The 21350-nt window shown below is 57.9% G+C and carries 13 protein-coding genes; 5 read left to right on the forward strand and 8 right to left on the reverse strand.

All coding sequences use genetic code 11. The features are described from left to right. Position 1: 1 nt before the first annotated feature. Both I9187_RS08640 and I9187_RS08645 read left to right on the forward strand, forming a co-directional pair. On the forward strand, positions 2 to 1315 hold the full coding sequence (locus tag I9187_RS08640) for a TRAP transporter large permease subunit (RefSeq protein WP_171238038.1): 1314 nt from the start codon (positions 2 to 4) through the stop codon (positions 1313 to 1315). A gap of 7 nt (positions 1316 to 1322) precedes the next feature. Then, positions 1323 to 2252: a hypothetical protein gene (locus I9187_RS08645; RefSeq protein ID WP_171235840.1), complete on the forward strand. Its 930-nt coding sequence runs from the start codon at positions 1323 to 1325 to the stop codon at positions 2250 to 2252. Between the two features lie 228 nt (positions 2253 to 2480). Here the strand turns inward: I9187_RS08645 and I9187_RS08650 are convergent, their stop codons facing one another. Genes I9187_RS08650 through I9187_RS08675 form a run of 6 tightly spaced genes read right to left on the reverse strand, consistent with a single transcriptional unit; the run spans position 2481 to position 13162 of the window. Then, entirely contained in the window at positions 2481 to 4151 is a 1671-nt protein-coding gene (locus I9187_RS08650; protein WP_171620857.1) for a thiamine pyrophosphate-binding protein, read from the reverse strand. Between the two features lie 2 nt (positions 4152 to 4153). Next, positions 4154 to 5521: an amidase gene (locus I9187_RS08655; RefSeq protein WP_209509380.1), complete on the reverse strand. Its 1368-nt coding sequence runs from the start codon at positions 5519 to 5521 to the stop codon at positions 4154 to 4156. A 3-nt stretch (positions 5522 to 5524) separates the two neighbouring features. Then, positions 5525 to 7936 (reverse strand): FAD-dependent oxidoreductase, encoded by a 2412-nt coding sequence (locus I9187_RS08660; RefSeq protein ID WP_171238034.1) that lies wholly within the window; start codon positions 7934 to 7936, stop codon positions 5525 to 5527. Further along, complete coding sequence (locus I9187_RS08665) at positions 7933 to 10332, reverse strand: FAD-dependent oxidoreductase (protein ID WP_171238033.1); 2400 nt, start codon at positions 10330 to 10332, stop codon at positions 7933 to 7935. Before I9187_RS08665 ends, I9187_RS08660 begins: the two co-directional genes overlap by 4 nt. Further along, the gene (locus tag I9187_RS08670) at positions 10329 to 11621 is read right to left on the reverse strand and encodes an aminotransferase class III-fold pyridoxal phosphate-dependent enzyme (protein WP_171238032.1); all 1293 of its coding nucleotides are present in this window, start codon (positions 11619 to 11621) and stop codon (positions 10329 to 10331) included. Before I9187_RS08670 ends, I9187_RS08665 begins: the two co-directional genes overlap by 4 nt. Beyond that, positions 11618 to 13162: a trimethylamine methyltransferase family protein gene (locus I9187_RS08675; protein ID WP_171620853.1), complete on the reverse strand. Its 1545-nt coding sequence runs from the start codon at positions 13160 to 13162 to the stop codon at positions 11618 to 11620. Before I9187_RS08675 ends, I9187_RS08670 begins: the two co-directional genes overlap by 4 nt. A gap of 108 nt (positions 13163 to 13270) precedes the next feature. On the opposite strand from I9187_RS08675, the gene I9187_RS08680 reads away from it, so the two are divergent. After that, on the forward strand, positions 13271 to 14137 hold the full coding sequence (locus tag I9187_RS08680; RefSeq protein ID WP_171238030.1) for a LysR family transcriptional regulator: 867 nt from the start codon (positions 13271 to 13273) through the stop codon (positions 14135 to 14137). A gap of 131 nt (positions 14138 to 14268) precedes the next feature. On the opposite strand, the gene I9187_RS08685 is transcribed toward I9187_RS08680, so the two are convergent. Both I9187_RS08685 and I9187_RS08690 read right to left on the reverse strand, forming a co-directional pair. After that, positions 14269 to 16686 (reverse strand): FAD-dependent oxidoreductase, encoded by a 2418-nt coding sequence (locus I9187_RS08685; protein ID WP_171176680.1) that lies wholly within the window; start codon positions 16684 to 16686, stop codon positions 14269 to 14271. A 394-nt stretch (positions 16687 to 17080) separates the two neighbouring features. Beyond that, complete coding sequence (locus tag I9187_RS08690; protein ID WP_171176678.1) at positions 17081 to 17977, reverse strand: LysR substrate-binding domain-containing protein; 897 nt, start codon at positions 17975 to 17977, stop codon at positions 17081 to 17083. 222 nt (positions 17978 to 18199) lie between these two features. Here I9187_RS08690 and I9187_RS08695 point away from each other — a divergent pair, with 222 nt between their 5' ends. Both I9187_RS08695 and I9187_RS08700 read left to right on the forward strand, forming a co-directional pair. Next, entirely contained in the window at positions 18200 to 19552 is a 1353-nt protein-coding gene (locus tag I9187_RS08695; RefSeq protein WP_171721298.1) for an MmgE/PrpD family protein, read from the forward strand. 238 nt (positions 19553 to 19790) lie between these two features. Continuing rightward, on the forward strand, positions 19791 to 21338 hold the full coding sequence (locus tag I9187_RS08700) for a trimethylamine methyltransferase family protein (protein WP_171238027.1): 1548 nt from the start codon (positions 19791 to 19793) through the stop codon (positions 21336 to 21338). Positions 21339 to 21350 lie beyond the last annotated feature (12 nt).

A 21350-nucleotide genomic window follows, 5' to 3' on the forward strand; every position in this document is an offset into this window, starting at 1 on the left:
CATGGAAAACCTCTCTGTCATCATTCTCTTTCTTTTTGTTCTCTTCACCTTGCTGGGCACCGGCGTTTGGGTCGGCTTGGCTTTGATGGGCGTTGCCTGGGTCGGAATGGAGCTCTTCACCACCCGCCCCGTCGGGGATGTGATGATCACCACCATCTGGTCGGCGTCGTCTTCGTGGACCCTGACCGCACTGCCCATGTTCATCTGGATGGGTGAAATCCTGTACCGAACGCGATTATCGGAAGACATGTTCAAGGGTCTGTCCCCGTGGATGGCCCCTTTGCCGGGCGGATTGGTGCACACCAATATCGTGGGTTGTACGGTTTTTGCAGCTGTCTCGGGCTCTTCAGCAGCCACGCTGACAACTGTTGGAAAGATGTCGATCCCCGAACTGCGCAAGCGCAACTATCCCGAGCGGATGATCATCGGGACATTGACCGGGGCCGCCACACTTGGGCTGATGATCCCGCCCTCGCTGACCTTGATCGTCTACGGTGTGACGATCAATGAATCCATCACCAAGCTGTTCTTTGCAGGGATTCTTCCCGGTCTGGTACTGGCCGGGATGTTCATGGGCTACGTGGCGATCTATTCCAAACTCGGCAAAGACTGGAGCCCCAATTCCGAAGCCAAACTGAGTTTCTCAGAAAAGATCAAGAACTCTCGTTTCCTGCTGCCTGTAATCCTTTTGATCATGGTCGTGATTGGGTCGATGTATCTTGGATATGCCACCGCAACCGAGGCCGCGGCCTTTGGGGTCATCGGCGGGCTGCTGTTGGCGGCGGGACAAGGGTCGCTAACCTGGAAGACCTTTACCGAAAGCCTGATGGGCGCCACGCGCACCAGCGCGATGATTGCCCTCATTCTTGCGGGCGCTGCGTTCCTATCGCTGTCCATGGGCTTTACCGGCCTGCCGCGCGGTTTGGCCGATCTGATCGCCGGTTGGGAACTGACCCGGTTCGAGCTGCTTATGGTGTTGTTGGTTTTCTACATCATTCTGGGCTGTTTTCTGGATGGTATCTCTTCGGTCGTGCTGACCATGGCCGTGGTCGAACCCATGATCCGCGACGCCGGGATCGATCTGATCTGGTTCGGTATCTTCATCGTTGTTGTTGTCGAGATGGCGCAGATCACGCCCCCGATCGGGTTCAACCTGTTCGTCATGCAGGGCATGACCAACCACGAGATGAGCTATATTGCGCGGGCCGCCATTCCGATGTTCCTGATCATGGTTCTGATGGTCTTCATCCTGATCTGGTTCCCCGACCTTGCAACTTGGTTGCCCGAAAACCTGCGACAAAGTCCGGGCGGATAAGGCGGTTTTGAACCCGCTTCATCTGGCCGGGCGTCATGGCCCTTATGTTCTGATCTGCGGCTTGGCGGCAGGTCTACTTTTACCAGCTCTGGCGGAGCCAATGCGGGATTTGCTTCCGCCTTTGGTGGTGCTTTTACTGTTCGTGACTGTGCTGAGGATGGACCCCAGGACCATTCTGGGATCACTGAGTGACTTGCACAAAGTTGCGTTTACGGTTGTTGGATTTCAGCTGGTGACGCCGATGATCATCGTTGCGCTCGGATACGTGTGCGGATGGATCGGGACTCCCGTGCTTTTGTCCCTTCTTATCATGGCGGCAGCGCCGTCCATCTCGGGCAGTCCGAATATGTGCCTGATGATGGGCCACGCGCCAGAACATGCGATGCGACTGATGGTTGTCGGTACGGCCCTGTTACCTTTGACCGCCTTACCCATCTTTCTCGTAATGCCGCAGTTGGGCGACGTACAATCTGTCTTATGGGCTGGCGTGCGACTGTTGCTCACGATCTTATGCGCAACTGGCGCAGCCATATTTGTAAGGCGCACGGTTTTGCGCAACCCTTCACAATCCATGCTGATGAACCTTGAGGGGATGGGAACACTCACACTGGCCGTATTTGTCATCGGCCTGATGCCGTCGGTCAGCGCAACGGCGCTGGAGGACCCAGCTTTGGCTGCATTCTGGATCGCCTTTGCCTGTCTGGCCAACTTTGGCGCACAGATTGTCATGTTTCGCTTTACACAGGGCAAGCTACCTGCTGCGCAGGCAACTGCGGTGTCATTGATTGCTGGCAACCGCAACATCGCGATCTTTTTTGTGGCTCTTCCAACAGAGGTCACTGCCCCGATAATGGCCTTCATCGGAGCCTATCAAATTCCGATGTACCTGACCCCAATGATAATGCGCCGCCTCTACCAAAAGAACGCGCCATCGTGATCATTGATTGTGTGTGCCTCTGTTTCGTACTGTGCTCTGCCAATCCCGTTTTTGTAAATCGGAACATTCAGGTGATGATCACGGCTGATGGGACTTTTAACAAAAAGTACTTTGATGGGGCGGCAAAACGAAGTGGCGCGAACCGCCAGAGTTGTAAGTCAGGTACAGGATACCTCCCCTCTCAGAGCAGCTACCGCGCGTGCCAATCATCGCATGCATGTGCCAGGATCAGTTGTTTCGCGGTGATTTGAACAAATCTTTTCGCAGTGTCATCAACGCACCGGGGTCGATTTTGGCTTGAATAACCGTTGTTTCATTTGATGCGATTGCTTGTTCCAGCGCAGGACCAACCCCGCCTGGCCCATCGACCCATATACCTTTCCCACCACACAACTCGGCAAACTTGTCGAAACGGGGCGAGCGAATTTCGGCTCCAAGCAGACGGCCTCCGTAAAATTCCTGCTGATAGGCTTTTTCAGCCCCCCAAGCTTCGTTATCCAGAACGATGATTGTGATCGGCAGATAGTGTTGAATGGCGGTCTGTATCTCGATCATCGTATAGCCGACAGCCCCATCGCCCATAATCGCCACGACAGGGCGATCCGGTGCGGCTGCCTTGGCTCCAATTGCAGCGGCAAGGCCAAACCCGACAAGGCCGAAATCCAATGGCGTGATCAAAGACACCGGCGCGTAATGCGCCAACCGGTCTGCCGCCTGAAGACATGTGTTACCGGTGTCCAATGTCACAATAGCATCTTCCGGCAGCGTCGCGCGGATTTCGGCCAGCGCACGGCGTGGGTGCATGGGCAAGCTCTCAAGCTCTGCCTCTGCTGCGCGCTCGGCTGCCAGGGTGGCCATATCGGACCGAAACGCTTCGCGCCACGGGTCGCAATTAGGACGCATTGTGGCATCGATCAGGGCCTCGGCAGTCAGGCGGGCATCGCCTTGCGCTGCGATCTCGGCCGGGAAGTACCGCCCAACCGCCGCGCCTTCGATGTCCACATGGGCGATACGGGTATCAGCACCCACATATTCATTGGAATGAAAGGTCGAGTTGAACCCAAGCCGAGCACCCAATACCACCATGACATCCGCTTCACGGGTTAGCCCGCTGGCGACCACATTGCCCCGTGGGCCGGCCTGCCCGGCAAACCAACGATGCCCATGAGGCATGACGTCGGCATGGCCGGTAGAGGCGACGACCGGTATTTCAAGCTTTTCGACCAGTACCGTCAACGCATCGCGCCCTGCCCCCCATTTGAATCCCCCTCCGGCAAAAATCACCGGTCTTTCGGCCTCTGACAACAGCTTGGCAATGGCGGCAATATCGGCGGGTGCGGCAGGACCGGGGCGCGCGATATTCACCGGTGCAGGCTCAATCGCCGGAATATCGGCGGCAAGCAGATCACGCGGAACATGCAGAACCACCGGCCCCCGTCGGCCTGTGTTGGCCAACCGGATGGCGTCTTCTAGCATCGGCGCCAACCGCGCTGGGTCTGTCACCATCACCGAGCGTTTGGAAATGGGCGCAAACAGCGCCACCTGATCGATTTCCTGAAACGTGTCTTTGCATTGATCGGCGCGAGTGATGGCACCGGCGATCACTACGAGCGGAGAATAGGCCAATTGCGCTTCGGCTACTGCTGTTACGATGTTGACCACGCCGGGGCCGGCCTGCGCACCCAGAACCACACCCGGCTTGCCCGTCATCCGCGCCCAGGCATCAGCCATGTGGCCCGCGGCACGTTCGTCGCGCGCCCCGACATAAGCGATCTGACCGCCCTGATACATGGCGTCATAAAGTTCGAGCATCGAACCGCCCAACAGGCCAAAAACGGTGTCGATGCCGTTGGCTTTCAGAACGCGATAGACGGCTTCTCCGCCAGTGATGGTGGTCATGTTCAGTCTCCGGAAATTTGACGTTCAATCTGCCGGGCAAAGCGCAGCAGCCGGGCGTCCGATCCTTTCGGACCGGTGATGTGAAGGCCCACGGGCATACCGTCCGAAGAACGGCCCAGTGGAATGGAAATCGATGGAAGCTCCATCGTCGGTGTCAGAGTCACTGTACGCCAATCTTCGGTGATTTCTCCATCACGCAGGTCGGCGCTGAACGGCAGGCCGGTGGCGGTGGGCCAGAGGGCAAAATCGTAGTGATTGAAGAATGTAGCGACAGAGTCCCAGACATGACGGCGGATCGTCTGATAGGCGATCAGATCGGCAAGGCTTTGCTCTTCGCCCTGTGCGCAGGCCGTGCGATAGCTTTCGGTGGCCTGTGTCATGTCGGGATTGAGCGCCGCGCGAATTTGCAGAGCGCATTGACCCCGAATGATATCGCCATATGCAAGCAGCGGAACAAGGTCCGGGGCCGTGTCTTCATCGACATGCCATCCCAAATCTCGGCAAAGATCAGCGATCGGTGCCAAGGCAGCCTGAACCGATGGGTCAACACTTGCACCGAGAGGCGAAAGGCTCAATGCCACGCGTCCGGCAGTCAGCGGAGCATCAAGCTCGACCGGGTCCGGGTAAGCGCCGATGAATGCCAAAGGTTGGTTGGGCGTCGGTCCTTGCATCACACTCAGCATCAAAGCGAGGTCCGAAACCGTACGCGCCATCGGGCATGGCACGGACAAACCGTCGAACGGGGCCGGGTTTGGATCCATGGGCACCAATCCCGATGTTGGCCGCATACCGACAACGCCACACCATGCAGCAGGTGTGCGGGCACTGCCACCAAGATCCGAGCCATCAGCAAGGGCAACCATGTTGGTCGCCAGCGCGGCTGCAGCGCCACCAGAACTGCCCGCAACCGTCTTTTCGGGGTTCAATGGATTGCGCGTCGTCCCCGATACAAAGTTCGTGGTCTGGCCAGAAAACGTGAACTCGGGCGTGTTTGTCTTACCAATTATAATAGCGCCGGCCGCCCTCAGACGCGCAACGTGGAGCGCGTCACTGGATGGGACATGATCAGAAAAGCTTTTTGACCCGTGTGTGGTGCGCAGACCGGCGGTATCAAAGCAATCCTTGATTGCGATGGGCAGCCCGTGCAGTGGCCCGGCAATCTGCCCGCACGCGGCCATCTTGTCCAATTCTTCGGCGCGGGCAGTGGCGGCGTCCCAATCCAGCGTGACAAACGCATTCACCCCAACTTTGTCGTCTTCGATGCGGGCGCGGTGCGCGCCCAGAACTTCGGCACTGCTAAGGGTTCGGGCGCGTAGATCAATCGCAAGTTCGGTCGCCGTTTTCTGAATGATATTGTTTTGTTGCGGCAAGTGTCACTCCTCGGATCGCGGTCGCAAATTCTGCGGATCGAAGAGCGCATCTTGATGTACCGTAACCGGGATGTCACGATTCAGAATCCGAACGCTGAGGCCTGTTTGCAGGGTGCCCTTGCGAACGAACAACCACCCCAGGGACTTGCCGATCGTATAGCCATACCCACCCGATGTGGTTAGGCCCACAGGCTCACCTTTCAGCAACACCGGCTCGCCACCATGAATGTCGATGTTTTCTGAATGCAGTTCCGCATAGAATAGCTGCCATGCCGGATCTCGGCTGAGCAGCGCATCGCGGCCCAGAAAATCGCGTCCTTCGCTCACGACAAAGCGTTCGAGGCCGACGTCAAGCGGGCCGACATCCGTGGTCAGTTCCCCGCTGGCGCGATAGGCCTTTTCCATACGCATCCCGTTGAACGCGTAAGAACCCAGATCGGTCAGACCATGTTTGGACCCGGCTTCGAAAAGCGCGTCGTAGATTGCGCCAATCTGATCCAGCGGCGCGTGCAATTCCCAGCCCAATTCACCGACAAACGAAACGCGCAGGGCATAGCAAAGAATGCCTGCCACGCGGATTTCCTGCCCCGACAACCAAGGGAAAGCGCGATTGGACAGATCAACGTCTGTCAGTTCGGACAGGATACGGCGGGTCGCGGGGCCTGACAGCGCCAGCATCCCCCAATCTGCCGAGCGGTTGATCATCGTCACATCCTCGCCGGGTCGGATATGGGACTTGATCCAATCGAAATCCGGTGTGGCGCGGGCAATGGGGGAACCTGTGAAAAACCGGTCTTCGGCCATGCGCCAGATCGTGATTTCTGTCTCGAACCTGCCCTGCGCCGTCAGCAAATGGTTCAGGCTCATCCGCCCGTCTTTCGAAGGTATTCGGTTGGCCGACAGCCGGTCCAGCAAAGCGCCCGCATCCTTGCCCGAGATCTCGAACTGGGCAAAAGCGCAGAGATCTATGACACCCGCGGCATCGCGCGTCGCTTTAGCCTCGGCCGTCGCGTTTGCGTGCCAAGGCTGATGTCCCCAGCCGATCTGTTCAGCCTCGCCTGCTTCTCCGAAATAGCGTGGGCGCTCCCAACCGGCGACTTCTCCGAAAACTGCACCCTTGGCGGCAAGGCGGTCATACAGCGGGTGCTTTTTCAGCGGTCGAAGGCTTTGGAACTGCTTACCCGGGCAAGGCGTATCATGACGGCGCATGAACTCGTCTTTGGTGCGCTCAACTATGAAATTGTCCGACGCAAAGTCCCCATAGCGGCGGGGGTCGAAACCACGCGTATTGATCTCGGCCTCTCCGTGCACCATCCAATCGGCCAATACCTTGCCCGCGCCGCCGCCCCAGGCCAACCCAATAGACGAGCCGCAGGACAGCCAGACATTCGGCGCGCCCGATGGCCCGACCAGCATTCCGCCATCAGGTGTGTGCGTGATGGCCCCGCGCACGACCCGCTTGATACCAAGCTCGGCCAGGATCGGCATCTTGTCGAAAGCAACCATCAGGAAATCGCCAATCGAGTCGTAGTCGGCCTGAAATAGCTCATTCTCCGCTGCCCAAGGCGCACCTTCGGGCATTTCCCAGACCGTCGGACAGACATGGCCTTCGTAAATACCGATCAAGCCGGATTTCTGCTCCTGCCGGATGTACCCGCCATAAGCATTGTCTCGCATCACTGGCAACTCGGGCCTGTCGGCGAACTGAGGGACGGTATCGGTCACAAGGTAATGATGCAAACAGGACACCGAAGGGATTTTCAACCCGAACCACTCTCCCACCTGATTGGCGTAGGACCCAGCGGCAATCACCACATGTTCGGCCAGCACATCGCCTTTTTCGGTGCGCAACAGCCACATATCGCCTTTGCGGGACGCCCCCAGTACCCGGTTGTGCCGTTCAACCCGGGCGCCGCGCGACCGGGATGCAGCAGCCAGCGCCATGGTCACGCTTGAGGGGTCAATGTGACCATCCTCGTAGGTGCGCACCGCAGCTCTAACGTCGTCGACCTTGTAGAAGGGATTAACCTGCGCCACCTCTTCCGGGCCTATCAGATCCATCGGCAGATCCAACAGCTTGCCCACGCCCATGATAGACTTCATCCAATCGACTTCATCGTCGGTGGTCGCAATCCGGATGCCACCGACTTCGTGCCAGCCGATGCTTTGCCCGGTTTCGGCCTCGACCCGTTTATAGGTTTCGATCGAGGTTTTGTTGATCCATCCCATAAGGCGGCTGCCCACCGCATGGGCGATCTGACCGGCCGCGTGCCATGTGGACCCGCTGGTCAATTCGGCCTTCTCGAACAGGATCGTGTCAGTCCAGCCGTTTTCCGCCAGCTGAAACTGCGCGGCCACGCCCATGATGCCGCCCCCAATGATCGCCACACGTGTCGTTTGGATCGTATCGCTCATGCAAAAGCTACCTTTGCGGGTTTGAGAGAAGCTTTGGCCGTGTAACGGGCGCACGCGATTTCGACTTCGAACCCGTCCAAAACGTCTTGCGTTTCAAGCAGGTCCAAAGGCGCTTTGATCAAGCCAAGCGCCACGGAACGACCAAACCGGTAGCTCCATCCGGCTGAGGTGATCTGCCCCACGACCTTGCCGTCAAAGTAAATGGGTTCATCGTGCAGCGGGATCGCTGCGGGATCGTCGAACAGAATCGAAACGATGCGCCGTTCAGGCTTGTGGTCCCGCAAGGCGTCTGCGCCCACAAAACCCGTGCCCATAGCGCAAAACGCACCTAATCCGGCTTCAAGCGGCGTGGTGCCCGGTGTGAGTTCGTGCCCGAACGCCCGAAAACCGCTTTCGATGCGCAACGATCCACTTGCGTAAAGACCTGCATGGCTTGCACCTGCCGCGACCAGCGCCTCATAGGCGGCCATGGCCATATCGGCAGGGATGTAAAGCTCAAAGCCTTCTTCTCCGGTAAAGCTCAGCCGACCTGCCCAACCTCGGGCCAAACCAATCTCGACGGGTGCAAAACAGAACCGCTTGAGGTCCGGGACAGCTGCGTTTGTCGTGGCCTGAAGCACGTCTCGAGCCCGCGCACCAGCAAGGCCCAGAATGGCATACCCGCTGGTAACATCCGTGAACTCAGCGTGGAAGCTGCCCTTCATGCCTCGCATTCGCTGCATCACACGGACGGTCTCATTGGCACCGACAACCAACAGGTAAGCTTCGGACCCATGCCGCTGAACGGTCAAATCGCTTTCTACACCACCGCGCGCATTCAGAATCTGAGTGTAGGCGATACGGCCCTCGGGCACATCCATCTGCGCGGCGCAAAGCCGGTTTAGAAAAGCGCAGGCATCCGGCCCCTGCACCATGATCTTGCCGAAGGCGCTTTGATCCAGAATGGCCGCACCGGTGCGACAAGCTTCAACCTCATGCCCGACCTGTTCGCGCCACGAGGGAACGCCAAAGGTCAGCGGCAGATGGGCGGCCTCACCGCCAAAGTGCACGGCGCGCTCCCAACCTCCGCGGGCTTCGAATTGCGCGCCGGCGGCCACCAACCCAGCATGAATGGGCGAGCGGCGTTGACATCGCGCTGACTGCATCGAGCGTCCGGGAAAAGGGTTGTCATAGTGCCGACCCAGCACTTCAGGTATGCGGGCTTCCAATGCCCCCAAAACGTTCAGTTCGGGGCTGAACCGCCGAATGTCGGCCTCGTTCAACTCCATCGTGGGTTCTCCAGCGATGATCCATTCCGCCATAGCCTTGCCCGCGCCACCTGCCAAAGCGATGCCGGTTGAATTCATCCCACCCATCAGGAACAACCCCGGCACTTCTGGGCTTTCGCCCAGCATGAATTGACTGTCGAGCGTGAAGCTTTCCGGGCCGTTCAGCAACATCCGAACCTCGGCCTGCTCCAATGCAGGAATGCGGCGTAGGGCGTTTTCCATCATCGGCATGAAATGGTCCCAGTCCTCGTCCAACAGATCGAACGAGAATTCGGCCGGCAACCGATCTAGCGGCAAGCCTTTGGCATGGGGTTCGAACGAGCCAACCAACAGCCCTTCGACATCGTCCCGGGCATAAAGGAACGCATCCTGATCGTTCAGCGTTGGCAAGTGCGCGCCCTTGCCCAGGGCCTGAACCTCGGGCAAAGGCTTGGTCAGAATGTAGAAATGTTCACAGGCATAAAGCGGCATATGCGCCCCGGCCATGGCCGCCACCTCGCGCGACCAAAGCCCACACGCAATCACAACCTCGTCGGCTTCAATAACGTGATCGCTGACCTCAACGCCCGATATCCGTCCACCTTTCTTTTGCAGGCCAGTCACGCGCGTGTCTTCAAAGATCTGAACCCCACGCGCCCGCGCGCCCTTTGACAACGCCAGGGCCACATCGGAGGGGTTGACCCGTCCATCCGACGGCGACCAGACCGCGCCGATCACATCATTAACGTTGATCAGCGGCCAAAGTTCCTTAGCGCGGGCCGCATCCACAACCTCGGCCTCAAGCCCAAAGGCACGGCCAAGCGAGACCTGGCGCTTGATATTGGTCAGCCGGTCCTGGTTGGTGGCCAGCGTCAGCGAGCCGGTTTGGGCCCAACCCGTGGCTTGCCCGGTTTCACGCTCCAGTTCGCCATAAAGGTCAATGGAATAGTTGATCAGCTTGGTAAGGGTAGCCGACGGGCGCAAGCGCCGCACCAAGCCAGCCGCGTGCCATGTGGTGCCGCTGGTCAGTTTCGAGCGTTCCAGAACAACGATGTCCTTCCGCCCTTCGCGGGCCAGGTGGTATGCTATCGAGCAGCCGATGACGCCGCCGCCAATGATGACGGTGCGGGCATGGGTGGGCAATGTCATGACAGTACTCCGTCGCGGACCAATTCTGAAACAGTGTCGCTGAAAAGTGCGACCGCCTCGTCGATCAGATCAGGCGTATGCGGCAGGCCAGTGACGCAGGAAGTGAAGGACATGAAATCCACGCCTCTCTCCAGCAACCCGTCACGCAAGCCCTTGACGACGGCAGGCGGCGTTTTTCGAATTGCCGCGGCATCGAGCCCTTCAATGGATCGTCCACCAAAATAGAGGTGACAGGTCGAGCTGTCGCCATAGGCCAGTGCCTGCACGTCAAGCGCCCGGAAGGCTGCGTTGAAGCCATCCCGCAGACGCACGGCCATTGCGTCGGCATGGGCCTGCACGTCACCGGTCGACAAGATCTCCATAGCCTTGACCGCCCCCGCAGCCACCAAGGGGGCCGCGTTGAAAGTTCCCTTGTGGCTGACAGGAGGTGAAAGCCCGTCTCGGGTTTTTCCGGGGCTGAGCAGATCCATGACGTCAGCCCGACCAACAACGGCCCCGCCCGGCAAACCGCCAGTGACGATCTTGGCCAATGTTGTCAGATCCGGCGTCACCCCATCACGCGCCTGACGGCCACCCGGCGACCAGCGCAGACCCGTGATCACCTCATCAAAAACAAGCACATGACCTGTTCTTTCGGTCAGGGCCCGCACCCCCTGCAAAAACCCGTCCGGCAGCGGGACCGAGCCGTAATTTGCGCCGGATGCCTCGACAAAAACCGTTCCGATCTGGAGGTCGCTGTCCAGCAGTTCGGCGACAGTATCCAGATTTGGGGGGGATATCACTGTTAGGTCGGTGACGGCGTGGGATATGCCCAAACTCGGCACTGTGTTGGTGCCTGGTTTGGCCCCCTTGATCAGCATGTCATGCCAGCCGTGGAAATGGCCGTCGATGCGTAGCACTTTGTCCCGACCCGAATGCGCACGGCCCAGCCGCAGGGCCAGCATCGTCGACTCTGTACCGGACCCAGTGAAACGTACCCGCTCAGCTGACGGAAACAAACGATTCAGCCATTCGGCCCATTCGACCTCAAGCGGATGGCAGTCGGCGGTATAGGGCATCCGCGCCATTTGTTGGGCGACAACTTGCGCGATTTCGGGATGGGCGTGACCTAGTATCTGACTGGCCGCGCCCAGTTTGAAATCGATATAGCGCTTGCCGTCCACATCCCATTTCTCGGCCCCTTCGGCCCGTTCGAAATAGATCGGATGCGGAGTTTTATAGCGCAACTCGTGGCTGACACCGCCGGGCATCACGGCTTGCGCGCGAGCGCTGAGGTTTTGACTTTTCATGAGAACCTGCCGGTTTGCTTTCGAGTCAAACGGATATCGAAGCGCGCGCGCAACGCCCGGTCAACGTCATCAGGAATGTGCTGTGGGAACTGGCTGGACAAAATCTCGCGCGCTTTGTCCCGCGCGATGTCGCCCACTGGTCGACTGCCGTCTTCGTGCCATTCCCGCGGAGTTCTGCGATCTCCGATTTCAGGGTAAAAGTAATCGGATTTCATCCGGTTGAATGTATGCTGTTCGCCCAGATAATGCCCTTCGCCCCGACAAACCTCGGCGATCAGATCTGCGGCGATATTCTCTGGCGTGGCCTCGACCCCGCGCAGGGTCCGCAGGATGTTACCCAGCATGTCATTGTCGCTGACATAGGCCGCGTGGCTAACGCCCAATAAACTGGCCTGCATTCCCGCAGCTTGTGTGACGATGTTCGAGCCCGCATGGGCGGCCATGGTCACAGCCAGCGATTTCTCGGCCCCATATTGCGCATCCAGACACTTGGCATCGGTAATGCCCGCGATGGAAGAGGTCGGCAGGTCAAAGTGCCGCCCCATCTGTGCCGCACCGGCCATCAGGATCGCCTGCTCCCCTCCGCCGCCGCACATCGATCCGGTGCGCAGATCTGCCACCAGCGGTTTTGGGGCAAAGATTGCCTTGACCTCTGGATCGACGAGGCGGGCGAACACAAGCCCAGCCAGCGTTTCGGCCACAGCTTGCACCAACGATCCGGCAATGGTGGCAGGACTGGTTGCCCCGGCTTGTCCAGCGCTTATCAATTGAACCGGGAAGCCTGCCAAAATTGCGGCCTCGAGCACTTCACACGCCTCTTCGGCAAAGCGCATGGGTGGAACGACATGGCACACCATCACGGTCAGGAAAGGTCGGGCGCGAAAGGCCTCTTCACTTCCGGCGACGGCATAACACAGCTGGGCAATTGCGGGCACATTTTCAGGCTCGCTGATCGAGATCGACACATGTTTGGACGTGCCCGCCAGACAGGCATAAGCGGTGTTGAGATCCATCACCGCATTGTCTTCGATATCCCGGGCGACAACCGAACGGCTGAAATGGTGGATGTTGTCCATCTGGTCGACAATGCGGGCTGCATCGTACAGGTCGGCCAGGGTTGAATCCCGGTAGTTGCCCGTTTCCAGATCAAACACGCCGGGGGCCGCACCGCCACTGGACATGTGCACGCGGGCTTGGCTGATGTCCAAGTCATGTTCAGGGGTTTGACCGCAAAGGGAAAAGTTTCGCTTTGCTTCAGTGATGGATTGTTGCACCAGCGCGCGGGGGAACAGCAAACGATTGTCGCTGGACAACGAGCCGCCCGCTACAAGTACCTTGTCGATCATCGACGGAATAGCCTGGCTCAGACCAAGCGTTTCCAGCAGCGTCAGCGCCGTTTCTTCAACCAGCGCCACCTCCTCGGGCGAAAGCGGCTTGAAACGCCCACCGTAGACACCCGGCCAAACGGGCGGGTTCGATACGGGTTCGGTTGTTTGGCTCAGACGCTGCTTGCGGCCGCGCCTGCGGGCGGTAGAGGTCATTTTCCATGAGTCCAGATTAACTACCTACAATGATTGCAGCCATAGTGGCCTATTTACAAATGGTCTTTCCTCAGCAACTAGTGAGTTGAACTCATCATTGAGGCTTCCATGCTTCCATCTCTATCCGCGCTGCGCGCATTCGATGCTGCGGCCAAGACTGGCAGTTTTCGTGCTGCGGCCGAGCGCCTTTCTGTGACACCAACAGCCATCAGCCACCACATCCGAGGATTGGAAGAACAACTGGGCACGTTGCTGTTTGAACGCGTAGGGCGCGAAGTCAAACTGACCGAAGACGGAAAGCGTCTAGCCGAGACAACAGCGCGCGCCTTTGGAATGCTGGAGGACACGGTCGGGCGCTTGCGCAGAACGTCACGCAAGGTTGTCCGTTTAGCAGCCGGACCCATTTTGACGGCCCGATGGTTAATGCCGCGCATCAGCGATCTTTGGCAGAGTTTCCCCGGGATCGAACTTGAGGTTGTTCCCTCATACCGCCCGCGCATGGGGGATCAAACGCATGCCGATATCGTCCTGAGCTGGCATCGCCTAGCGGACATGCCACGAGGAGCGCTCAAGTTGCTGGAGCTGCGACCTGTCGCCATCGCCAGCGCGCAATATTTGGACCAATATGGACCAATTAACACTCCCGCAGATCTGCTGGACAAGCCTATTCTGCACCAGCGCAATCACTGGGGTTGGCTGGACTGGTTCGCCGCGATGAACGTGCAGCCCGCATCGCCCCTGATAGGCGTTGTGTTTGAAGATGCAAATATTCTGTTGCGAGGTGCGGCCGAGGGACAAGGCGCGGTGGTGGGCTGGCTGCCGTTGATTGATCAGGACTTAAGAGAGGGGCGTGTGCTGCGCCTGTTCGACCAAGACATCAAACCAACGCATGGCTATTTTGTCGAGGCGCAGGACGGAAGCCGCGACAGACGAGAAGTCCAGAACGTCATCGATTGGTTGGTGTCTCAGAGTTGAAGCTCTGATCAGATGTGCTTCGCAATTCGGTTTGAATGCGCGCTGCCTTTCGCAGTGCGCTGTTTTTGAGTTCAAATATTGACATGCCTCGGGGGTTAGGCGGGCCCATTAGGACTGTGCCTGCGCCAGGACTAGTTGCGAAGCCTGCCACCATTGGGATCGAACGGGGCTTCGGCCAGTACCCGCCCGGTATGCGGTTTACCAATGACCTGAATGATCACCTCATCCCCGGGTTTCGTCACCTCGGGGTTGCGGAACCCAATAGCCAATGATTTCCCGACTGAATAGCCAAACGCCCCAGACGTGACCCGGCCCACTGGCCTACCGTCAGGTGTAAAGATCGGCTCACTACCGGTCGCGTCCGCGTCCTCGGCCACGTCCAGTTCGAAGACGGACAAAACCTCGCGCGGGGCATTGTCCTTGATCGCCAAATAGGCATCCTTGTGCAGGAAGTCCTTGTCCAGTTTGATCAACCCCGCCAATCCAACTTCTTGCGGCCAATATTCCTGAGAATACTCCCGCCCCCAGGACCCATAGCCCTTTTCGATACGCAATGATCCCAGAGCACGCCCACCGACCGGGCCACCACCGCAGTCATTGGCAGCTTCCAGCAACGCGGTGTAAAGTGCGACCTGATCAGCCTCGGCGCAGTGCAGTTCCCAGCCCAGATCGCCGGTAAAACTAACACGGATGGCCAGGCAATCTATTCCTGCAACCGTGATTTTCTGGGATCGCATGAAACGGAATGCTTCATTGGACAAGTCCGCATTGGTCAGACGCGCCAGTGTCTCGCGTGATTTCGGGCCTGCTATGTTGAACCCGGCGATACGATCAGTCGCGACCTCCAGTGTAGTTCCCTCGGGCATTTCGACCATTTGAAAGAAGCGTTGATGGTAACGTTCGGCCATTCCTGACCCGATCATCATGTATTCGTCTTCAGCTAGCTTGGTGATGGTAAAATCACCTGCCACGCCACCGCGAACCGAGATCAGAGGCGTCAGGCAACTGCGCCCAACTTCGGTTGGCACACGGTTGGCCACCAGACGGTCCAGCCAGTCATAAGCACCTGGCCCCTTGATCACGTAATTTGCAAAGTTCGAGATATCGATGATACCCACGCTGTTGCGCAGCATCTTTACCTCGCGCCCAACCGGATCGAACCAGTTTTGGCGGGTAAAGCCGATAGTCTCTTCAGTGTCGGGTTCGTCGGCAAACCATAGCGGGTGTTCCCAGCCGCAGTTCAGACCAAAGACGCAACCCATCTGCTTCTGCATCTCGTATGCGGGGCGCACGCGGGCCGGACGGCCGGCGCTGCGCTCTTCGTTGGGAAAGTGAATCTTGAAGCGATGGATGTAGGAATCCTGCACGCGCGCTTTGGTGAACTTCTTATCGGCCCAGTCGCCAAAACGGGCTAAATCCCAAGCAAACATGTCATATTGCGGCTCGCCCTCGATCATCCATTGCGCCGCCAAAAGGCCCAAACCGCCGGACTGCGAAAAACCGGGGATCAGACCGCCAATCAGGAAATAGTTCTTCAGCTCGGGCACCGGCCCCCACAACATGTTCGAGTCAGGCGACCAGATCATCGGCCCGTTGATGACTCGTTTTACACCGGCGGTTGCTGCGACCGGCACACGCTCTGTCGCGCGGATGACGTTTTCCATGATCCGGTCCAGATCGTCGGGAAACAGGTCATGCGCAAAGTCCAGAGGCGTGCCGTCTTCGGCCCAGAACTTCATGTCTCTTTCATAAGCACCAATCAGCAGCCCGTTGCCCTCCTGTCGGAAGTAATATTCGCCATCCCGGTCCGCGATCGAAGGCAAACGGCGGCCCAGATTGGCAACCTCATCAATGGCTTCGGTCACGAAATACTGGTGCTCGGTGGGTTGTAGCGGCAGGGTTAACCCCGCCAGTGCTGCCACTTCACGACCCCAAAGGCCCGCCGCGTTGACCACCCATTGCGTGTGAATGTCGCCTTTGGGCGTGTGCACGATCCAGCTGCCGTCCGCTTGTTGTTCGGTCCCCGTCACAGGGCAAAACCGTTCAATGGTAGCCCCCATGGCACGCGCTCCGGCGGCATAGGCATGGGGTACACCAGAAGGATCCACGTTGCCGCCATCGGGTTCATACATGATGCAGCGGATGTCATCGAACTGCGCCAGCGGATGCAGCTCTTTTGCTTTTTCACGGCTGACTTCGTGGAAGTTCAAACCGTAAAACCGCGCTTTCGCCTCTTGAAGGCGCAACTGCTGCTCGCGTTCTTCAGTTTGGGCCAGATATAGTGACCCGGGCTGGAACACACCGCAACTTTGACCGGTTTCCTTTTCCAGCTCTTTGTACAGGTTCATCGTGTAATGCTGGATACGGGTGATGTTGTTGTTGTCGTGCAGACCGTGAATGTTGGCCGCCGCATGCCAGGTTGAACCACTGGTCAATTCGTCCCGTTCCAGCAGGATGACATCGGTCCAACCAAGCTTGGCGAGGTGGTACAGAATCGAGGTGCCGGCAAGACCACCACCAATGATTACAGCTTGTGCGTGGGTTTTCATGAAAGGGTTTCCCTGGATGCGGCGCGGCTCAGGCGGCGAATTCTTTCCTGGCGGCGAGGAATTTGGCAACCTCGACTGTTGAGTTGTGTCGGCACATCGAAACCCGCACGCAGGAGACGTAGCCCGACGGAGTAAGAATATTTCCTGAAAAATGATCTTTCCTGCGCAAACGGATGCGGATTTGATCTGGCCGGTCTTCGGATATCTGGCTCATGACAGATGGTGCTTTGTGTTGACTGCGCAGGGTATCGCACAGACCCTAAGACGGTTGTCCCCTCAAGACATGCAAAAAAAACGGGCCCATTGTGGTCGAATTTTCTGCGCCAACCATAAGCCCCGGCTGGCATGGAAACGTGCAGGCGGCAAAGACAACACAGGCCCAAGAGTGAGCCAATCAATCCATCGGGCTCTCTGTTTCGGTTGCCACTTTCAATAACCAGTTCTGGAACAGTCGAACCGCAGGCGTGGCATTGACCTCTCGGAGATTGACATAATAAGCCCAAGGGCTTTCCAGATTCAGATCAAAGGGCTCAATCAGAAGCCCCCGCTCTACATAAGGTTGCGCCAACGACTTCGGGATCGCTACACACCCCAAGGATTTTGATGCAAGCTCAAGCGCTAGGTTCGAGACGTTGGTTCTTGGACCTTCATTCTGGCCAAGATTTTCAAGCCCGAACTCAGCGGCCACCTTGTCCCAATATGCCGAGCGACCCAGAATGTGGATCAGTTGCGCATCGTGTAATTGTTGGGGATCGTTCAATGGTTGATTGCCCACGGTATAGCCCGGAGAGCAGACCACCGTCAGCTTTTCCACCCATAATCGTTCCAGACCTTCAGACGCGTCATCTATGTGATTGATCGTAATCGAGATATCCGAAACATTTGGGTCCACATCCGTCCAGATGGTACCGTGTACAGTCACGGAAATATCCGGATGGCTTTCTGAAAATCCCTGAATGACGTTGGGCAGCCAATTTCCCGCCAGGCTAACAGGGCACGAGACGACCACGGTTTTGGTATGGGGCCGCAGCACAAGCGACTGGGTGGCAACGTCAATTTCCTGCAACGCGTGGCGCACTGAGGGCAAGTACGCTTTGCCAACATCCGTAAGGGACAGAGACCGGGGGTGGCGCACAAAGAGCGGGCGCTTCAGAAATTCTTCAAGCGACCGGACATGATTGCTGACGGCTGATTGCGTGCAGTTCAACTCTTCCGCAGCACTTGTAAAACTAAGATGGCGGGCAGCGGCCTCGAAAGAACGCAGAAACGACAGGTGCGGTAGATTCATCATATGCAAATGTCCCGGGCGATCCACCTGTCGAGTATGGCGTAACTGACCCGGCCTCTTGTTCTTTTGCGACACAAAGACTGTTACGTAAGCGACATGTTTGACTTTGGACCCACAAAAATTCCTGTACCATTGCCCAAAGATTGTTTTCGTGCCGCACAAGTGAATTGCGCCTACCATTCCCACTAAGACCGGTAACAGACTTCAATTGCAAGCAGGCGAACCGTGGCGGACCGATTTCAGAAAATTGCTCACTTTACCCTTGAAACACGCGCCGAGGATATACCGGATAGCACACTAAGGGCCGCGGCCCGGATGACGCTGGACACATTGGGTATCACAATCGGTTCCGGGCCCATGTCAGCCGGAGTAATTGCGCGCGAAACTGCGATGGCATTGTACGGTGCGGGTGACACGGCGTACAGCGCGCGCATGATGTTTGATGGTCGTCGGGTCAGCGCTGCAGGTGCGGCTTATGCCGCTGCAACTCAGACAGACAATTTGGACGGCCATGACGGGTACAACCCAACAAAGGGCCATATTGGTGTCGTGGTCATTCCCGCACTGGCCGCAGTGGCGGAAACGATAGGAGATTTTACGGGACCCGAGGCGCTGGCAGCTATTACCGTCGGCTATGAGATCGCCGGACGGGCCGGGGTTTCGCTGCACAACACCGTCAGCGACTACCATACCTCGGGCGCGTGGAACGCCTTGGGCGTTGTGGCCGTCGCTGCACGTTTGCGTGGGCTGAGTGAGGACCAGATGCGGCAAGCCATGGGGATCGCAGAATATCACGGCCCCCGCAGCCAGATGATGCGCGAAATCGCCAATCCTACTATGTTGCATGACGGTTCTGGCTGGGGGGCATTGGTCGGGATCTCTTCGGCGGTATTAGCCGAAAAAGGCTTTACCGGCGCACCCGCCATCACCATCGAAGCGGACGATGTCGAGCCATATTGGACGGATCTGGGCCAGTTCTGGCAGATGGAGCATCAATATGTGAAGCCCTATCCGATCTGCCGATGGGCGCACGCCCCCATCGACGCCACCCGCGCCTTGATGCGGGATCATAGTCTGTCGCACAATGATATTGCGTCGATCCGGGTCAATACCTTCCATGAAAGCGCCTGCTTGTTTCAGGGGATGCCAGACGACACATCAAAAGCGCAGTATTCTCTGCCTTTTGCCGTCGCCACCATTGCCGCCTATGGGCGGATAGGCGTCGAACACATCACCGGGGCCGGGTTGTCGGACCCTCTCGTCGCGTCGATTGTGGATCGTATTTCCGTTTGTGAAACCGAACGACACTCCAACCGTTTCCCGAAAAACCGAATGGCAGATGTATCCATCACACTAAAAGACGGGCGGATTCTTGAATCGGGCGATGTTCACGCCCGAGGGGGGCCTGAGTCGCCCATGGAGGATGCTGAAGTGGACGAAAAGTTCATGGACTTTGCTGCCCCCTCGCTGGGCAGCGCCCGCGCATCGACCATCCGCGATGCCGTGTGGGGGCTGTGCCAGCCGGGGTCCAAGTTCTCGCACCTTGCCGAGCTGCTCTATGATGCACCGAAAACATAGTCGAGGCTTTTGTATGCTGTTGATGGTGGAATGCGCACGACGTTTGGATGTTGATTTGTTGAACTTCGCCTTTGCGGTTTCGAGATTTAGCATCGCCGAACCGAAAGCCCGTCAAGTGGTCTAGGAATTGAAGAAAGAGACTGCACTGTGAAATCTCCCATTTCCGTTTTGCATGCCGACAATCCCGTTGCTTCGAAGGCCCTGCTGGCTGCCCGTCACCCCGAACGAGGATCCTGACATGGCACGAGAAAGACGCAGCGCGCGGGGAGGCGGTCGACGCGGCAAAAGTGATCGCAGCAGCGCGGCAATTCAGCAGCTGCCCTGGCAGGCTGTAGTCAACACCTCGCCCAAGATGGAATTGCTGAGCGAAGATCAACTGGATCAGCTGCACGCCACTTCGATGCGTATCCTCTCTGAAGCAGGCATTCGTGTCATGGGTGAAAACGTCTTGGCCCTTTTTGAACAGGCAGGAGCGTTGGTAGACCGAGACACCAAAACCATTCGGATTGACGAAAGCATCGTTAACGAGGCGCTGAAAACCGTCCCGAAGACTTTTACCCTAACCGGACGCAACCCGGACAAGCGGATCACTTTGGGTGGGAACAACGTCAATTTTGGCCTCGTCGCCGGTCCGCCGAACGTACACGATTGCATCAACGGGCGACGTCCGGGCAACTATGAAGACTATTGCAACTTCATCAAGTTGGCCCATCACTTCAACGCAATACACCTGATCGGCAATCAAGTTACGGCTCCGCAGGAAATGCCGGCCAATAATCGACATCTGGACACCTACAACGCAAACCTCAGCTATTGCGACCTCAGTTTTCACGCCACAGCGATTGGCCGAGGGCGGGCGATAGATGGCATCAACATGATGGCCATCGCTCGGGGTATCTCTTTGGATCAGATGCGCGCCGACCCGGGACTGATCACCATCATTTCCGTGAACTCGCCCCGCCTGTTTGACGACGCGATGGGCGACGGCCTGATCGCAATGGCCGAGCACGGCCAGCCGGTGACGATCACACCCTTCACTTTGATGGGCGCGATGACCCCCGTCACCCTTCCCGCCGCTTTGGCCCAGCAGAATGCCGAGGCCCTGTTCGGGGTGACGCTAACCCAACTGGTCAATCCGGGAACCCCGGTGATGTATGGTGCGTTCACGTCGAACGTCGACATGCGCTCGGGTGCGCCTGCCTTTGGAACACCAGAAAACACCAAGGCCAATATGATCAGCGGTCAGCTGACCCGCCGTTATGGCATTCCCTATCGAACTTCGAACGCCAACGCCTCGAACGTGGTCGATTTGCAGGCGGTCTATGAGACGATGATGGCCACCTGGGGCGCGGTGTTAGGTGGGGCCAATCTGGTCTATCACGCAGCCGGTTGGCTCGAAGGTGGGCTGACGGCATCTTATGAGAAGCTCGTCATGGATGTGGAAATCCTGCAAAACATGATGGAGTATCTGAAGCCTCTGAAATTTGACGAAGGCGAACTCGCGCTGGACGCGATCAAAGATGTGCCCACTGGTGGCCATTTCTTTGGCACTGAGCACACGATGGAACGCTATGAAACAGCGTTTTATTCCCCCATGCTGTCAGACTGGCAAAATCATGGCGCGTGGGAAGCAGCGGGGTCCAAGACCGCGCTGACCCGGGCGACCGAAATCTGGCAGCAGACTTTGCGCGAATACGAAGAACCGGTAATGGACCCGGCGATCCGCGAGGAGTTGGACGCTTATATTGCCAAGCGCAAAGAAGAAATCGGTTCCGACGAGCCTTAAAGAAAAGGCAGG

The organism is Ruegeria sp. HKCCE4148, from assembly GCF_017872495.1.
GTDB lineage: Bacteria > Pseudomonadota > Alphaproteobacteria > Rhodobacterales > Rhodobacteraceae > Ruegeria.